General features: G+C 62.3%; 16 protein-coding genes. 13 read left to right on the top strand and 3 right to left on the bottom strand.

Annotated features, from left to right (window positions below; genetic code table 11):
• The 7 genes from LDO54_RS12395 to LDO54_RS12365 form a co-directional block, all read left to right on the top strand.
• Window positions 1-392: hypothetical protein (locus tag LDO54_RS12395; protein WP_224010647.1), on the top strand; the 392-nt coding region annotated here is incomplete at its 5' end.
• 14 nt (window positions 393-406) lie between these two features.
• Entirely contained in the window at window positions 407-790 is a 384-nt protein-coding gene (locus tag LDO54_RS12390) for a hypothetical protein (protein ID WP_224010645.1), read from the top strand.
• A gap of 74 nt (window positions 791-864) precedes the next feature.
• A complete protein-coding gene (locus LDO54_RS12385; protein WP_224010643.1) occupies window positions 865-1,317 on the top strand; it encodes a hypothetical protein in 453 nt (150 codons plus the stop codon).
• A gap of 319 nt (window positions 1,318-1,636) precedes the next feature.
• Window positions 1,637-2,149 carry an Imm42 family immunity protein gene (locus LDO54_RS12380; protein ID WP_224010641.1) on the top strand — a complete coding sequence of 171 codons (513 nt, stop codon included), beginning with the start codon at window positions 1,637-1,639 and terminating at the stop codon, window positions 2,147-2,149.
• Window positions 2,150-2,425: 276 nt separating this feature from the next.
• Entirely contained in the window at window positions 2,426-2,803 is a 378-nt protein-coding gene (locus LDO54_RS12375) for a DUF6572 domain-containing protein (protein ID WP_224010640.1), read from the top strand.
• A gap of 307 nt (window positions 2,804-3,110) precedes the next feature.
• Window positions 3,111-3,260, top strand: a complete 150-nt coding sequence (locus LDO54_RS12370) for a hypothetical protein (protein WP_224010637.1) — start codon at window positions 3,111-3,113, stop codon at window positions 3,258-3,260.
• A gap of 50 nt (window positions 3,261-3,310) precedes the next feature.
• A complete protein-coding gene (locus tag LDO54_RS12365) occupies window positions 3,311-5,083 on the top strand; it encodes a ShlB/FhaC/HecB family hemolysin secretion/activation protein (RefSeq protein ID WP_224010635.1) in 1,773 nt (590 codons plus the stop codon).
• 139 nt (window positions 5,084-5,222) lie between these two features.
• Here the strand turns inward: LDO54_RS12365 and LDO54_RS12360 are convergent, their stop codons facing one another.
• A complete protein-coding gene (locus tag LDO54_RS12360) occupies window positions 5,223-7,010 on the bottom strand; it encodes a tannase/feruloyl esterase family alpha/beta hydrolase (protein ID WP_224010633.1) in 1,788 nt (595 codons plus the stop codon).
• Between the two features lie 805 nt (window positions 7,011-7,815).
• Between LDO54_RS12360 and LDO54_RS12355 the strand changes: the two genes are divergently transcribed.
• From LDO54_RS12355 to LDO54_RS12335, 5 genes are all read left to right on the top strand, one after another.
• Window positions 7,816-10,092, top strand: coding sequence for a TonB-dependent hemoglobin/transferrin/lactoferrin family receptor (locus LDO54_RS12355; RefSeq protein ID WP_224010631.1), 2,277 nt, complete (start codon window positions 7,816-7,818; stop codon window positions 10,090-10,092).
• A gap of 24 nt (window positions 10,093-10,116) precedes the next feature.
• Window positions 10,117-11,220 carry a hemin-degrading factor gene (locus tag LDO54_RS12350; RefSeq protein WP_224010629.1) on the top strand — a complete coding sequence of 368 codons (1,104 nt, stop codon included), beginning with the start codon at window positions 10,117-10,119 and terminating at the stop codon, window positions 11,218-11,220.
• Window positions 11,217-12,134 carry a heme/hemin ABC transporter substrate-binding protein gene (locus tag LDO54_RS12345; protein ID WP_224010627.1) on the top strand — a complete coding sequence of 306 codons (918 nt, stop codon included), beginning with the start codon at window positions 11,217-11,219 and terminating at the stop codon, window positions 12,132-12,134. Before LDO54_RS12350 ends, LDO54_RS12345 begins: the two co-directional genes overlap by 4 nt.
• 98 nt (window positions 12,135-12,232) lie before the next feature.
• Window positions 12,233-13,378 (top strand): FecCD family ABC transporter permease, encoded by a 1,146-nt coding sequence (locus LDO54_RS12340; RefSeq protein WP_224010625.1) that lies wholly within the window; start codon window positions 12,233-12,235, stop codon window positions 13,376-13,378.
• 8 nt (window positions 13,379-13,386) lie between these two features.
• Window positions 13,387-14,217: an ATP-binding cassette domain-containing protein gene (locus LDO54_RS12335; protein ID WP_224010624.1), complete on the top strand. Its 831-nt coding sequence runs from the start codon at window positions 13,387-13,389 to the stop codon at window positions 14,215-14,217.
• 40 nt (window positions 14,218-14,257) lie between these two features.
• On the opposite strand, the gene LDO54_RS12330 is transcribed toward LDO54_RS12335, so the two are convergent.
• Both LDO54_RS12330 and LDO54_RS12325 read right to left on the bottom strand, forming a co-directional pair.
• Window positions 14,258-15,118: an alpha/beta fold hydrolase gene (locus LDO54_RS12330; RefSeq protein ID WP_224010653.1), complete on the bottom strand. Its 861-nt coding sequence runs from the start codon at window positions 15,116-15,118 to the stop codon at window positions 14,258-14,260.
• A gap of 198 nt (window positions 15,119-15,316) precedes the next feature.
• The gene (locus LDO54_RS12325; protein WP_224010622.1) at window positions 15,317-15,874 is read right to left on the bottom strand and encodes a TetR/AcrR family transcriptional regulator; all 558 of its coding nucleotides are present in this window, start codon (window positions 15,872-15,874) and stop codon (window positions 15,317-15,319) included.
• A gap of 308 nt (window positions 15,875-16,182) precedes the next feature.
• Between LDO54_RS12325 and LDO54_RS12320 the strand changes: the two genes are divergently transcribed.
• Entirely contained in the window at window positions 16,183-17,352 is a 1,170-nt protein-coding gene (locus tag LDO54_RS12320) for a porin (protein WP_224010621.1), read from the top strand.
• Window positions 17,353-17,365: the final 13 nt, after the last annotated feature.

Raw genomic sequence — 17,365 nt, 5'->3', positions numbered from 1 at the left:
TTTGCACGCACCTCAACAACGAAACCGTCGATAGTCCTGTCTATAATCCGAAGGGCGCAGGCCGTGCGGCTACACATAGCTCGAATTGGTCAGAAGCTTCGTTGGATCAAGCGATCAAAGATATTGCGGGAGCTAATCCACAAGTTAATTACACGAAGTCGGGAAAAACTGTGTACACCAACAAGCTGACGGGTGATTCTGTCATCTACGATAACGCGGGGAATTACTTCAGAGTTGAAGCGGCGAACGGCGGCTATCTCGACAAGAGCGGAAACGTGATTCCAAACAATGTTCCATTAATAAAGCCGAGCAAGACAACTCAAACGGGAGTCTCAGGCGATGTAAGGAACGGCTTGACTCATTTCAAGAATACAGATTCGATTAAAAAATGAGGTCGATTTTGAAAATGAAAGAATCTACCGTGTCTGTCATTGTCGATGATGGTACTTCACAAACACTTCGGCTATCAGGCGTACTGTCTGAGTGGCTATTTGCGTCGGGCTTCTGGTCTGAAGTAAATGAAATTTGTGGAACCATGTTCGACCAGTACGAAGAGGACGAGGCTTCGCCTGATATCGTGTTAGTTATTCAACAAGAAATCGACAAAAAAGCGAGCGGTTTGCGAATGTCTACCGAGCCTAAATTTGAATTTGTGCGTGGCTGGGCGGCCGACTGGACACCCCTAAAAGTCTCTGCAAACACCGAGGATGTGCTAGAGGAATTGAAAATATTTCGAAATTTCTTGGATGCAGGCATCTCGACAACTTCGAATGCTATTTTTTCTCTATGAAAAGAATCGGCTTCCGCGGTGGTGGCTCGCTTTGCACGTTTAGTCTCGTTTGAATTTTCTACGGATAACGGGAAATGACTATTGCGAACTGGAAGTATGACGATTTTGTCAGAGCAAACAACGGGAAATTCTCCGTTTTGGATTTCATGCACGCTGTCTCAGCCACAGGCATTCTGCCTCAGGATTTTTCAGTTTGTATGGCCCGTTTGTTTTCCCCTCGGCTAAATATGTTCGATAACGTCATCGTTGTAGATGAATGGTTTGACGAATCGAGATATCGCGAATATAGAAGCCAGGGGATGAGTTCGGGGCAGGCCCAAGCGTGGGTAAACATGATCGAAATTACGGATATTTTCCAAGAGATCTCATTTGACAAGGCCAAAGTTGTTGCGGAGCTTATCGCGGGTCTGTGGAGTCTGATAATCAAGAGAGATTTTCCTGATAGTTCGACTGAGGCCAGTGTTATTTCGGATGTGGATCTCGGTGAGGTATTTGTCACAGTAGGAGCATTTTCGGCGAGTGAATGAATTGATCGGAATGGCTGCTGCGAGTGTAGCGATGAGACTTAAAGTCGAAGGAAAACCAGAGACTCTCGATCCTACCGAGCCTAAGGTAAGGAAGGCTATTGCTTCGTTGCGAAGCTACGGGCCTTCGTCGTACGCGTCACTAACAGATTCATTCGGGAATTACGTACAGGTGGGAAAGGTCGCGCAACAGGGCCCCGGGGGATACGCTGAACTTCACGCGCTACTATCAATATTTCTCGGACAATGCTGGAACCGTCCATTTCAGCGGCACGATCCCGTCCTCGAAGGTTCCTCCTAGTGCCATGAAAATACTGGGGAAATGAAAGTGCTTTACGGCGACAAGGAAAGGTTTGCGATTGAGTTTGAGTTAAACGAACATTCTGGCGGAAGCTGGATGTTTGGTAGATTTTGTTATTGGATCGGGAGCGAACAAGTTGGGGCCTTTGACGAAGGAGTCTCCTTGCGCGATGTCCTGTTTTCGATGCAATACATCATTGGCGACTCAGGGAAGCGTACCGCCCCGCTTTTGGCGCATTGCGATAAAAATGAGATTTTCCGCGTTATTCAAGAATCACTGAGCGAAAGCGGCAACGATCTAGCAAAGCTGACTCCTACGGACTTCATGCCGGCATGCTTTGACGTTTGCCCCCACGTCGATATTTTCGGCGCGTGGCAGGTCTATTTGGTGGATTCCCAAGATCTATCGAAGCTTGTCTATTCGCCCGACAGCGGAAACAACGTCAAGATTGTCGAGTTAGCGACTGGTGAATTCGATGCCATCGCATCTAGTATTTACACTGAACTCGATAACCTGCTAGATGCTTTTCAGTGACATTTAGAAATGTGGTAAATGAGCATCTCGTAAGAATCGTCGTTGATATGCGATATTTCTCGAATTTTCGGGCGAGGATGTTATGAACCCAGACGCAGCAGTTGAGGCAATGGAGCAGATCGCTGACGTGCTACGCGCAATGCCCGATGCAGAGAAAGCCTCGGTCGTTGCCTGTATGAGTAACCTCGCCAGCAGCGATGGAGAGCGTGGCGATTTTGTTGCAGATTTGCCCGCTAACCTTGGCATTGTGTAGTAACGCATCCCGCCAAATGAGCGATGTCTATTCTCGACGCGAACGTTGTTGACATTATCGGTGTTGATCCGGGCAAAAAAATCGCACGCTTGATCATTACCGACCATCTCGAATGGAGTCCCCCCGTAGGTGAGCATTTGTATCTGCTACAGGAAAAGATCAATTCCTATCTCCGGTTTCTGGAAGGTGGTGAACTGGAAGAGAACAACCCAAACGCGAAGGGATGCAAGGTCGAGATTGAAATCTCGATGAAATACGAGCCCTCTGCGGAGGCACTGCATTTCGTCGAAAGAGCGCGGGAAATAGTCCAGTCGGCGGGGTTTGACCTGGTTTATCGCATTGGACGAAGTCAGGATGACGAGCAGGGGCGTGATCCTCAAGGCGATGACAAGACGCAATAGTCTGTTTCTCAATTTCAGCCGGTTTGATTAACGACAACGACGACCCGTAGTGCGCGAAGTGCCACCCTCGCGGCTACGCGTCGGATGGTACTTTGGCAGTCTCACGCTCCGCCAGTTCTGGCGAATGTAAGAGCGATGCAATAACGAGGAGAACGACCCGGCTATGACCGGGCGGGCATTTAAAGATAAGGACACCATAAATCACGGGGAACGAAGTATGGATCGAATACAAATGGCGTGCGGAATATCGAAACTTGTCGAACACGGTGTCAGGGAGTACGTGAGGCAGCGCAAGTGCAAACCCTTTGTGCGAATTCTCCATCCGGTCCATGCGAAAGGTCTCGCCGACGAACAGTGGGACAAACCCGCCATGCTCGACGGCGTCAACTTCGTCGTGAATCCCCTGTTCGAGATGCCCGTCCTTATCGACGAGAACGGTCAGAACTTCGAGTTGTGACCCACCGGGCGGCATCAGTGCGCCCTAACAGCAATAACCACGACCACGCAATGAAGATCAGAAAAAGGCTGGCGGCGCTGCCGCTTACGGCCCTGGTGACGCTCGCGTCGAACGCGCAACAAACCCCGACGCCTGCCGACGCCGCAGCCGCCGCGCGTGCGAACGCCGAGCAGCAACAGCAGCTCGAACGGCAGCGCGAGGCACAACAACGTCAGGCCGTCGTCGAAGCGCCGACCGTGCGCTCCGAGGTGCCGAAGAAAGCAATCTATCCGGCGCTCCCGAAAGAAACGCCGTGTTTCCCGATTGCGACGTTCTCGCTCGACGTCCCGGCCACGTTGCCCGATGCGGCACGCACGGCGGGCGCGTCAGCGCTGCCCCTCGATCGTTTCGCGTTCGCGCGCGATTGGCTCGACCACTACAAGGGGCAATGCGTCGGCAAGGCGGGCATCGACGTCCTCACCAAAGGGCTGCAGCAGGCGATTCTCGGGCGGGGTTACGTGACGACGCGCGTGCTCGTCCCGCCGCAGGATCTCTCGGGCGGGACGCTCAAACTCTCGCTCGTCCCCGGCGTCGTGCGTCAGGTCCGGCTCGCCGATCTTGCGATGTGGGGAACGTGGAAAACGGCCTTTCCCGTGAGTAACGGCGACGTCCTCAACCTGCGCGATCTTGAGCAGGGCCTTGAGCAGATGAAGCGCGTCTCGAACCAGGACGCCGCCATGGAGATCGAACCGACAGAGACGCCCGGCGAGAGCGACGTCGTCGTCACGGTCAAGCGCTCGAAGCCCTGGACCTTCGTCGCCTCGGTCGATAACTCGGGCACCGACGCCACCGGCAAATGGCAGGGCAACGTCAGCCTCGGCCTGAACAACCCGCTTGGCCTGAACGACGTGCTCGCGCTCGGCGCGAATCAGGATCTATCGTTCGGCAACAAGAGCCTCGGCTCGCACGGCTTTAACGGCTCGTATTCGATTCCCTGGGGCTACTGGACCGGGACGCTCTCGGGCAACACGAACACCTACTACCAGCAGATTGCGGGGACGGGCGGGCAAACGTTTGTATCGAGCGGCAATTCGCAGAGCGTCGCGCTGCGTATCGCCCGCGTACTCCTGCGCGGGCAGGCGGACGTTACCGGAGCCTACGCGCAGCTCGCAAAACGCTTTGGCGAGAGTTTTATCGAGGATACGAGCATCCCGAACCAGGCGCGCAACAACACGTTCCTCGAACTCGGCGTCACGAACCGCCATTACTTCGGCGCGGCGCAGTTCGACGGCACGCTCGCTTACCGCCAGGGGATCGGCGGTCTCGGCGCGACGCCCGATCCGGTCGCCGACGACGGAACGAAACTCGACGCGACGTACCGCTTTCACATGGCAACGCTCGACGCGAACCTCTCGGTCCCGTTCGCCATCGCGGGGCAGCGATTCGCGTACGTCGGGACGATTCACGGGCAGTTCACGAACGACACGCTTTTCTATATCGACGATCTGACCATCGGCAGCCGCTATACCGTGCGCGGCTTCGACGGCGAGACGATGCTCGCCGCTGAGCGTGGCTTTTACTGGCGCAACGAATTGCAATGGCCGGTTCTCCAGACCGGGCAGACGCTCTATGCGGGTATCGACTACGGCCACGTCTACGGGCCGGGAACGAGAGTCCTGCCCGGCACGCAGCTCGCGGGCGCGGTGATCGGCCTGCGCGGTGGCGTCCCGGCTAAGTACGTCGGCTTCTCGTACGACGTGTTTGTCGGCACGCCGATCTATAAACCCGCCGGATTCCCGACGGCGCGATTCACGACCGGCTTGCAGGCGACGTTGCAATTCTGATCGACAGCTTTACCCACCGGCCGCCAGTGAGTATCGCGACGGCCATCATGGAGGCAGAAGAAGACGCAAACGCCCAATCGCCGGACCAGCGCACCAACACCGATCCGGCGATTCGACTCACACCAGCATCGCGGCAGATTTACGGCGCCGCAACCCCCAACATCGTCGGCGTGTACGAAGCATAGAAGCTCGAACCTGCCCAGCTATGCGTCGGCTGGTTATAGAGCGCGGCGCCTTGCGTCCAGTTCGCGCCGTTATGCCAGTCGCCGCTGCCCGCATACTGCGCGACGGCCGGATACGGATAGACCGGACGGCTCGCCGTCACCGCATCCGACGAATCGGTCTGATACGTCATCACTGCGTTCGGCGCCGTGCCGTGCTCGGCCCAGGCCGTGATCTGCGAAACGAGGTCGATGTTCGGGAAGCCTTCGCCGCCGCCGCAATGACCCACGCCCGGCACCAGATAGAGACGCGCGAAATCGTTCACCGTCGTCGCGCCCATGGTGTTCTGCATCGCCTCGTAATACTGGATCGTGAACAGCGGCGAGATATGTTGATCGGCCCAGCCGTGCCACAGAATCAGCTTGCCGCCCGCCTTGTTGAAGGCCGAAAGATCGGGATTCGTCGCGTCGTTCAGCGGGTGATTCGCCTGCAGATAGTTCGTGTAGAAACTCGCGTCCTTATAACCGAAGGTATCGACGGTCGGCATCGTCGGCGAGCCAGTGAAGATCAGGTTATACGCACCCGAAACGATCATGTAGCTGAAGAGGCTCGTCACGGGAACGGGCGCATCCGTCGAATTCGTGGTCGGCACTTCGACGCCCACCCAGTTCTCCTCCGAGCCGAATTGTGGCGAACCGGCCAGCATCCGCAGTCCCGTCGTGGCGTCCACCGGGCCGCCGTAAATCTTGCTCGCGGTGCTCACTTCGGCTGCGGTCAGGCAGTTGCTGGTGTTGGTCGCGCCGTTCGCGCATTGAATCGAGGCGGGGTCGAAGTTGCAGGTGCGCGGATCGGCGATCAGGCCGTCGGGCACGCCCGCTTGTCCGCCGCACGCGGCCACGACGGCCTTGTGCAGCACGAGCGCCTTGTCGGCGTAGAGCGTGGCGTTGCCGGTGCTGTCGCCGGTCGTGCTTTGCGACTCCACGCTCCAGCCGTGATACAGCGAATTCTGGATCTGGAAGTGCGCCGCCGGTGCGCCCGCGACGATGCCGTTGTAGTCGGTCGGATAACGTTGCGCGGCCATCAGCGCTTCGCGTCCGCCGTCCGAGCAGCCGATGAAATAGGCGTACTTCTGCGCCTGACCGTAGTAGGCCTTGATCAGCTTTTCGGCGGTGAGCGTGGTGATGTGCTGGCCGCGATAGGCGAAGTCGGCGCGTTGCTGCGCGTTCTGCGTCCACGCCGTGCTGTTGCCCGAATGGCCCATGTCGGTGGCCGCCGTCACGAAGCCGGCTTCCTGCACGAGCGGGCAGGTGTAGCTGAAGCTGAACGAGCTTTGCTGCGTGGGATCGCTGAGCGTGCCGCAGAGGCCGCCGCAACCGAGTTGCGCGAAGCGCTGCGTCCAGCTGCTGACCGGCAGCGCGACTTCGAAGGTGTTCGAAGGCGCGAGCGTGCCCTTCACGGTGCAAAAGTTGACCTGCGCGCCGTTGACGGTGGCGGTGGTCACGGTCGCGGACGTAATCGTGCTGCCCGCGCCGCCGATATCGGTGATATCGACCGCCGCGAGTTTCGAGCAATCCGTGACCGGTGCGACGACCGCGAGCGGCGCGTTGGCCGTGGCGCTCGCGCCGCTGTCGACATTGCCGCCGCTACCGCAGGCGGCGAGCACGGCCGTGGCGAGGCCGACCGCGACTAACGCGAGCCATGACGTGACGCGTGTGCGTGTGGGGTGAAGGTCGTGGAGCGGACGCTCCCGGTGTAGTGCTCTCATGTTTCGTCTCCTGGTGTTGTCGTCGTTGGATAGCCGTGTTCGGTTGATCGGGCTGGAGGCGCGTTCTATTCGTTAGTCATCCTGTTTAAATCGTCTGAAGGGACGGACGGGATGTTGCCGGTTGTTGTTGCCGGTTGTTGCGCGATGCATCGCTTCTTCGTGGATAAAGACGGCGCGTGAGCCTGCGCTGTGGGCCGAACGATATCGAGAAGCGCGGCTCGCCAAAAAGGGTGGGTAAACCATAGAGCCCGACCCTCGATCGACGCGGTCGCGCAGGCCGCGACGATGCGCGGCGCGTCGCCGACGCAAAAAACACGCGTGCGGTCGATGCGCGGCGCGGGTCGTGCAGCGGTGCGAAGACGCGCGCGATGCCGGGACGCGCGCGCGGCACGATAAGAAAAGCGGATAGAAAAAGAAAGAACTCGCAAGAAGCGGTGGGAATGGGTACCGGACATACCCACAACGCATACAAGGTCATTTCGGCGAGCTTTCGACTGCCATTCGAATCGCTTTAATCGCGCTCGTTGATGAGCGCGTATCGCAAGCTAAATCCTTGATCTTTCGACGATATCGACGCCGGAATCCGGCCCGCCAAGGCCTGCGCCGTCATGCGTTTTGCCCCATTACGGTATCGAAAGTCTTAAAAAGTAAATGAGAAGTATTCGCATCCAGGTTACGATTGAGCCCGCTTTCGAGCCGTAAAGAACAACGAAAGCCTCGATTTTGACCACGGGGAAGAACGATGCATTTCAAGCAACGCCTGGCGCGGCGCCTGCTGCCGGCACTCATCGCCGAGATCTGTGCCATGCACGCCGGCCACGCGCTCGCCGCCGAGTCGGTTCAGCAGCAGTCCGCAGATACGCAGTCCAGCACCGCCGCCGAGAGCGTGAACCCGCAGCGCGCGCGCCGCGAAGAGGCGCTCAAGGCCGTTTCCGTGACCGCCACGCGCGGCGGCACGGCCGACCCGAACCGCACGGCGGCCACCGTTTCGGTGATCACGAGCGACGATATCGACGAGAACAACGCGAAGGACGTCAAGGACGCGCTCAAGTACGAGCCGGGCGTGGAAGTGCGCCGCGCGGCCTATCGTCCTTCGGGCATCACGGGTTCGTCGGGACGCGCGGGCAATGAAGGCATCAACATTCGCGGCCTCGAAGGCAATCAGGTGCTGCTGCTCGAAGACGGCGTGCCGCTGCCGCAGTCGTATGCGTTCGGTTCGGGTTCGGCGGGCCGCGGCGATTATCTGAATACCGATCTCTATCAGCGCATCGAAGTGCTGCGCGGTCCGACCTCGGCGCTGTACGGCAGCGACGGTCTCACGGGCGCGGTCAACTTCGTGACCAAGGACCCGAGCGATCTGCTCGCGATCTATAACAAGCCGACCTATTTCTCGCTGAAGGCCGGCTACGATTCGACCGACCGCAGCTGGGGCTCGACGGCGACGGCTGCGTTCGGCGGCGACGTGGTGCAGGGCATGATCGCGCTCTCGGGCCGTCACGGCCACGAGACCGACAACAAGGGCGAGAGCAACACGCTGGGCGCGTCGCGCTCCACGCCGGACCCGCTCACGTACAACAACCGCAGCGCGCTCGGCAAGCTCGTTTTTAAACTGACGCCGCGCGACACGCTCAAACTGACTGCCGAGACGCTTAGTAATGCGAACTCTAGCGATGGCCTCTCGCAACTGGGCGGCGCGTATACGTGGAGCGGCTACACGGCCAATGGTTACGTCACCGGCAACGAGGTGAACAGCAATCGCGTGCAGCTCGATTACGACCATCGCGACGCGACCAATCCGTACTTCCAGCAACTGCACGCGTCGCTCTATTACCGCAACGCGTCCACGCGACAGACGCTCGATATTTCCGGCGCGAATGCGAGCGGCGCGACGTCCGCGCGCTCGCGTATCAACGACTACGGCGACAACATTCTCGGCGGCAGCGTCGTGGCCGACAGCGCGTTCAGCACCGGCGTGCTGCAACACAAGCTGACCTACGGTTTCGACGCGAGCGTCTCGCACTACAGCACCGCCAGTTCGGCGGGCGGCGAGTGGACCAGCAGTGCGGACGGCTATCCCGAGGCGTTCCCGAAGACCACGCAAACGGCGCTGGGCGCGTTCATTCAGGACGAGATCCGCTGGAACAAGCTGAGCGTGGTGCCGGGCGTGCGCTTCGACTATTACGAGATGACGCCGCATCCCGATGCGACCTACGAGGCGATGTCCGCAAGCTCGACGAAGCCGACTTCGACTTCGACCGGCAACGCCGTGTCGCCGCGTCTTGCGATCCTTTATGAAGTCTCGCCCGCGTTCGTGCCCTACGTGCAGTACGCGCATGGATTCCGCGCGCCGTCCGCGTATCAGGTCAACAGCTTCTATAACCCGGCGGGTTCCTACGGTCTCTATTACCAGCAGGTCGGCAATCCGAACCTGAAGCCGGAAACGAGCAACTCGGTCGAAGTGGGCCTGCGCGGCAAGCTCGGTGTGGGTCACGGTCAGGTGAACTACAGCGCCGCCGCGTTCGCGGGCCGCTACAGCAACTTCATCGACAGCAAGGTGGTGGGCGGCAGCCTGACTTCGGCGACCAATCCGTACACCGTGCAGTACGTGAACTACTCGAAGGCGTCGATCCAGGGCCTCGAAGGCAAGGCCGACTGGTACGTGAACGATGCGCTCGAAGTGAAGGGCGGCTTCGCGTGGATTCACGGCACGGAGACCAAGGACGGCGTGACGAGCGGCCTCGACACCGTGCCGCCGCTGGCGGTCGTGCTCGGCGTGAAGTACGCGCCCACCGAGCGCTGGTTCGCGAGCGCGGACCTTACCTATAACTCGCGCAAGAACAAGTCGCAGATGTCCTCGTCGTCGTATTTCTCGACGCCGTCGTACACGATTCTCGACCTGCACGCGGGCGTCAACATCACGCGTCATGTGAGCGTGACGGCGGGCATCGACAACGTGTTCGACCGCAAATACTGGATCTGGAACGACGTGCGCGGTCTGGCCGACAGCGACGGCGCCGCCAAGATCGATGCGTACACCGCGCCGGGCCGCAATTTCAACGTGGCGATGAAGATCGACTTCTGATAACCGCACAAGGCAACCGATAACATGACCCAAGCGACTCCACAGAGCGTGCCGCATCCCGCGTCGCTCGCGCTGCTGCGCGACGCCTTCACCGAACTGCGCACGACGCGCAAGCTGCGTCACCGCGAAGCGGCGGCGGAACTCGGCGTGAGCGAGGCCGAAGCGCTCGCCGCTTTCGTCGGCGAACACGTCGTGCGTCTCGACGACCGCTTCATCGAACTGTTCGAGGCGATGCCCCTGCTCGGCGAAGTGATGGTGCTCACGCGTAACGAAGCGGCCGTGCACGAGAAAACCGGCACATTCGAGAAGATGACGCACAGCGGCGCGGTCGGGCTCACCGTGGGCCGCGCGATCGATCTGCGAATCTTCTATGCGAAGTGGGCGTCGGCGTTTGCGGTGCGCGAGACTTACGACGACGGCGTGCGCAAGAGCCTGCAATTTTTCGACGCACATGGCGTGGCGATCACCAAGGTCTATCTGCGCGACGCGAGCGATCACGCCGCCTTCGACGCGCTGATCGAGCGGCACGCGGCTCAACCGCAAACGGCGGGACTGAGCATCGAGGCCACGCCCGCGCGCGTGCCGCCGCGCGCCGATGCACAAATCGACGTGGCGGGTTTTCGCGCGGCGTGGGCCGCGATGCAGGACACGCACGAATTCTTCGACATCCTGAAGAAATTCGGGGTGGCGAGATTGCAGGCCATGCGTCTCGCCGATCCGCAATACGCCGAGCCCATCGCGCCCGACGCACTCGAAGCGCTGCTCGAAAGCGCTTCGCGCACGCAATTGCCGATCATGGTGTTCGTCGGCAATCCCGGCATGATCCAGATTCACACCGGAGCCGTGCACACGATCCGCAAGATGGGACCGTGGCTCAACGTGCTCGATCCCGATTTCAGCCTGCATCTGCGCACGAATCTTGTCGAGCATGCGTGGATTGTGCGCAAGCCGACGAGCGACGGTGTCGTGACGTCGGTCGAACTGTTCGACGCGGATGGCGAGAACGTCGCGATGCTGTTCGGCGCGCGCAAGCCCGGCAAGCCGGAACTCGCGGGCTGGCGCGATGCGGTGGCTGCGCTCGCGCGCGTTGAACGCCATGATGCCGATGCGCAAGGCGGTGCAGCATGAGCAACGATCGCTTCGATTTGCAACGCCGGCGTCTGCTGATCGGCACCGGCGGCCTGCTGCTCGCGGCGGCGGGCGCGACGCAGGGCGTCACGCTGGCGAAGGCCGCCGCGCCCGCGAAGCAGCGCGTCGTCGTGATCGGCGGCGCGCTCGCGGAGATCGTCTACGCGCTCGGCCGCGCCGATGCGTTAGTGGGTAGCGACACGACCTGCACCTATCCGCGCGAGGCGCTGTCGCTGCCGAAGGTGGGCTATCAGCGTGCGCTGTCCGCCGAAGGCTTGCTCTCGCTCGAACCCACGCTGATCCTCGCATCGGCGGAAGCAGGGCCGCCTTCCGTGCTGCAACGCGTGGCGGGCGCGGGCGTCAAGCTCGTGAGCTTCGACGAAGGCCACGACGTCGCCTCGGTGCGCGAGAAGATTCTCGGCGTGGCGCGCGCGCTCGACGCGGAGAACGCGGGGCAGACCTTGCTCGCGCGCTTCGACCGCGCATGGACGGCGACCACGGCGCGGATCGAATCCGCTCAGGCCGCCGCGCAGCGCGACGCAAAAACGCCGCCGCGCGTGCTGTTCCTGCTGAGCCCCACGGGTAACCAGCCGATGGTCGCGGGCCAGCACACGGCCGCCGACGCGATGCTCGCCTACGCGGGCGCGCGCAACGCGATGCAGGGCTTTTCCGGCTATCGCGCGCTGACGCCCGAAGCGCTCGTCGCCGCGCAGCCCGACATCGTGTTGACCACCGACGACGCCGTGAAGGCCGCCGGCAGCAAGCGCCAGTTGCTCGATTCCGCGGGTTTCGCGCTCACGCCGGCCGGACGCGCGACGCGCGTGGTCGCGCTCGACGCGCTGTTCCTGCTCGGATTCGGCCCGCGTTTGCCCGAAGCCGTCGACGCGCTCAACCGCAGCCTCGCGCAGGCGTGATCGTCATCGCGCATTGCGTTACACACCGCATCACCTGAATCACCCGACTGATCCGATTGACCCGATTGAACTGATTGAACCGATTCACCCGATTCACCATGTCCAGGCAGACCTTCCAGACGCTCCGCGTCGCGCCGCCCGTTGCGGGCGCGCATCTTCCCGCGCCCGCTCCGCGCACGCGCACGCCCTACGTGCTGGGCGCGCTCGCGGCGCTGCTCGCGCTCGCCGTGCTCGGCGGCGTGTGCATGGGCGCGTATCCGATCGCGCCGCAAGCGCTCTGGCACGCGTTCGTGAGCGCCGACGTGCCGTCGAACGCGCAGACCGACCGCGCCGCGCTCGTGCTGTTCGAACTGCGCTTGCCGCGCGTCGTGCTCGCGCTGATCGTCGGCGCGGGTTTCGGCGCGGCGGGCAGCGCGTTGCAGGCGCTGTTGCGCAACCCGCTCGCCGATCCGGGCCTGATCGGCGTGTCGAGCGGCGCGGCGCTCGGCGCTTCGCTGCTGATCGTGTTCGGCGCGGTGCTGATGCCGCATCTCGCGGCACATCTCGCGCTGCCGCCCGCCGTCGCCGCGCTGTTCGGCGCCGATCGTCTCACCGCGTGCGCCGCGTTCGCGGGTGCGCTCGTCGTGACGCTCGCGGTGTATCGGCTCGCTTCGTCGAACGGACGCATCGTGCTGCCGATCCTGCTGCTTGCGGGCGTCGCGGCCAACGCGCTGGCGGGCGCGGTGATCGGCATGCTGTCCTATCTCGCCACCGACGCGCAACTGCGTTCGCTGACCTTCTGGAGTCTCGGCAGTCTCGCCGATGCGAAGTGGTCGACGCTCGCGACCATTGCGCCATTCGTGCTCGCGGGCGTGGCGATGATCGCTGCGCAGACGCGCGCGCTCAACGCGATGCAGCTCGGCGAACTGGAGGCGCATTATCTCGGCGTGCCCGTGCGCCGCGTGAAGCACGTCGTGCTGCTCGCGAGCGCGCTCGCGGTCGGCGCGCTCGTCTCGACGACGGGGCAGATCGGTTTTATCGGTCTCGTTGCGCCGCATTGCATCCGCCTCGCGTGCGGACCCGATCAGCGCGTGGTGCTGCCGGGCTCGATGCTGCTCGGCGCGCTGCTGACCGTGGCCGCCGATCTCGCGGCGCGCACGCTGGTCGCCCCCGCGGAAATTCCGCTCGGCGTGTTGACGGCCTTGCTCGGCGCACCGTTCTTCATTCTGCTGATCGTGCGCAGCCGCCGTCAGTTCGGCGCGTGAGGGACGCGATGCTTTCGATTCAGAACCTGCATATCGGCTATCGCGGCAAGGGCAGCAATGGCGGCAAGCCCCTGTTCGACGACTTTTCGCTGACGGTCGCGCCGGGCGAGTTCGTGGTGGTGCTCGGTCAGAACGGCGTCGGCAAGAGCACGCTGCTCAAGGCGCTCGCGGGCGATTTCACGCTGCATGGCTTTCCCGACGCGCACAGCCGCGCGACGCTCACGCTCAATGGCGAGGACGTGCGCCGCATCGGGCCGCGCCGTCTCGCACAACTGCGCGCGGTGCTCGCGCAGAGCGTGCCGAATACGTATCCCGTGCCGGTCAGCGACGTGGTGCAGCTCGGCCGTTATCCGCATCTCGACGGCCCCGCGCTGCCGTACTCGCCCGAGGTGCTGGCTTACGACATGCTCGCGCTCGCGGGCGTCGCGCCGCTCGCGCAGCGCCTCGTCACGACGCTTTCGGGCGGCGAGTACGCGCGCGTGCAATTCGCGCGTGCGCTCGCGCAGTTGTGGACACTCGACAGCCACTGGATGCCGCCGCGTTATCTGCTGATGGACGAACCGACCGCCGCGCTCGATCTCGTGCAGCAGCATCGTCTGTTCGCGACGGCGCGGCGGCTCACGCGCGAGTGGAATATCGGCGCGCTCGCTATCGCGCACGACTGCAATCTCGCGGCGCGTCACGCCGATCGCCTCGTGCTGATCGCCGATGGACGCGCCATCGCCGACGGGCCGCCGCGCGACGTGATGCGCACCGATCTGCTCGAACGCTGCTACGGCGCACCGATGCAGGTATTCGGCACGTTCGACGGCTCGGTGGCGGGGATCTTTCCGGCGTGACGGGCCAACACCCGCCACGCGCTGCGCGCTGATCGCGGCATCAAACGAAGAAGCGCGCGAATTCCGCCGCGACTGCCGCGGGCTGTTCCTCGGGCAGAAAGTGGCCGCAATGCGCGATCAGCGCGCCTTCCACGGACTCCGCATACGGACGCAGCGGCGCAGCCATATCGGCGATCGAACCGTGATCGGCGCTGAGCGCGAGCACGGGCATCGCGAGCTTGCCCTGCGCGCTCAACGCGCGGTTCTGGCGCGCCGATTCGGCGGCGGCGCGATAGTAGGCCAGCCCCGCGCGCAAGCCGCCATCCTTCCTGAACACGCGCTCGTATTCGTCGAGATCGGCGTCGGTGAACGTCAGTGGATTCGCGGTCTTGCGGCGCAAAAACCAGTCGAGATACGCGCGCTCCTTGCCGGTGATGAGCACTTCAGGCAAATCCGCAACGGCGTGAAAGGCGAAATGCCAGGTGCGCCACGCGCGATCGGAGGCGACGGGCAACGCATCGGGCAGCGTAATGCCGGGAATGCCCGCGTCGAGCAAGGCGAGCCGCTTCACTTCGTTGCCGAACAGCGCGGCATACGGATACGCGACCCACGCACCCACATCGTGCGCCGCGAGGTAATAGCGCGATGCGCCGAGCTGGCCGAGCAACGCATGCAGCACCGTGGCGAGCGACTGCGTGTCGTAGCCGTCGAGCGGACGATCGGAGTCGCCCTGACCCGGCAGATCCGGCGCGATGATGCGATAGCGCTCGCCGAGGATCGGCATGATCTTGCGCCACGCGTACCAGCTTTCTGGGAATCCGGCGAGCAGGACGAGCGTTTCGCCATCGGCCTTGCCGCCGGTGACGTAATGCAGACGAATGCCGTCGACGGTGGCGTAGCGATGCTCGAATCCGGCGAGCATGGTGTCCGGCAGTGAGGCGGGGCCGTGATCGACGATGCGCGGCGCGCTGGCGGGCGAAGGCGAATTCATGATGTTGTGATTCCTTTTGCTGCGGTGAAGTGAAGGGCGATGCTTCGCATCGTCAATATTGGAAATAATCGTTTCCTAATTGGCGAAAAAATTTTTGGGCCCGGTTTTCCCAGGCCCGTTCAGGTGAGTTCAGTTCAACAGACGCAGCGCTTCGTCCGCAGCCGAATGCATGTCGTGCGCCGAGCGCCCCGATTTCCCTAGCAGACGGAAGCCCTGCAAGAGCGCGAGCAGCGTGCGCGCCATCGCCGCTGCGTGCAGATCGCGGCTGATCGAGCCGTCTTCCTGACCTTGCTGCAAGAGCCGCCGCAGGAGCGCTTCGGTCTGGCGGATAGTCGATTCGACCTGTGCGGCCATCTCCTCGTCGAGCGTGGCGAGCGCCGTCGCGCTGGAAATGACGAGGCAGCCGCGCCGTCCTTCGAGGCCATGCGAGGACTCGGCGTAAAAGTGCAGCACGGTGCGGATCTTTTCGTATCCGTTTGATTGCCGATCCATCTGCTGTCGCAGATCGGCGTTGCGCGTTTGCACGTAGCGCTCGAAGGCCGCGAGGAACACGCCGCGCTTGTCGCCGAACGCTTTATACAGGCTGCCCGCGGTCAGGCCGGTGGCGTCGCTCAGATCGCCGACCGAGGTCGCGTGGTAGCCGCGTTCGCGAAACACGCGCACCGCGCCATCCACGACGCTGTCCATGTCGAATTCGCGCGGGCGCCCCGGGCTGCGGGCCTGGGCGCGGGAGGACGGATGAGAAGTCATGCGCCAGAGTATAGGAAATGTTCGTTTCCAAATCAAGCGCGGGTGTTCTGCGGCGTGCAGTGAACATCGATTCCTTACATTTTGTGGAACGGTGCTTTCGCGATGGCCCTATTAATTCGCGGCGCGTGAGCGTCGACAATCGGCGCCGATGCACGAGCGCTCGTGCGTCTCCAACTACAACGAGTTCCCCGGTTGACCGCGCGGCAGGTTCGCGTGGCGTCCGAACGCAAGCAGACCAGCAAACGATGAACAAGAAAATCCTTATCGCCTGTCTCGGCGGCCTCAGCGCGGGCGCGGCCCATGCGCAGAGCAGTGTCACCCTCTATGGCCTCGTGGATACTTCGATATCCTACGTAAGCAATCAGCGCACCAATGGCGCGAATTCGCCGGGCAGCGGCGGCGTGCAGATGAACAGCGGCAATCTCAGCGCGTCGCGCTGGGGCCTGCGCGGCGCGGAGGATCTCGGCGGCGGCATGTCGGCGATCTTTATGCTGGAAGGCGGCTTCTCGTCGGTCAACGGCAAGACCAGCAACGGCGGCAAGCTGTTCGGCCGCCAGTCCTATGTGGGCTTGCGCGCCAACGGTTACGGCACGTTCACGATGGGCCGCCAGTACGACTTCATCCTGACCTTCGTGACGCCGCTGGGCGCAGCGGGCTCGGGCTGGGGCGGCAATCTCGCGATGCACCCGTACGACAACGACGACTCGATCCAGAACATCCGCATCAATAACGCCGTGCGTTATACGAGCGAAACGTATCGCGGCTTCACGGCGGGCGCGATGTACGGCTTCTCGAACACGGCGGGCAGCTTCGGCAACAACGCGGCGTACAGCGCGGGTCTCTCGTATGCGAACGGGCCGTTCAAGGCGGGCGCGGCGTTCCTCAAGATCAATCGCGACGGCAACGTGGCGAACGCCGACGGCGCGGTCAGCAGCACCGACGGTTCGGCGACGATCACAGGCGGCGACCAGCTGATCTGGGCGCTGGGCGCGCGCTACGCGTTCGGCCCGCACTCGGTCGGCGCGAGCTGGACGCACTCGGCCACCGACAACGTCACCGGCGTGTGGCAGGGCGGCTCGACCACGGCGCTCAAGGGCGATACGCTGATTTTCGATAACTTCTCGATCGACGGCCGCTATGCGGTCACGCATTCGCTCTACCTCTCGGCGGCGTATACGTACACGCAGGCGCGTTTCGATGCGGGTTCGCGTTCGGCGCGTCCGAAGTGGAATCAGGTCGTGGCGCAGATCGACGAGGTTGTCTCGCCGCGCACCGATATCTATCTCGAAGGCGTGTTCCAGAGCGTGAGCGGCGGTCGCGGCAATGCGGCGTTCGACGCGTCGGTCTATACGCTCACGCCGTCGTCGAACAGCAATCAGGTGGTGGTGGCGGCCGGTTTGCGTCACCGCTTCTAAGGTGGGATTCGCG

Origin of the sequence: Paraburkholderia tropica, assembly GCF_914484835.1 — a bacterium.
Lineage (GTDB): Bacteria > Pseudomonadota > Gammaproteobacteria > Burkholderiales > Burkholderiaceae > Paraburkholderia > Paraburkholderia tropica_A.
Note: the sequence above shows the minus strand (reverse complement) of the source record. Positions and strands in the feature narration are given on the sequence as shown.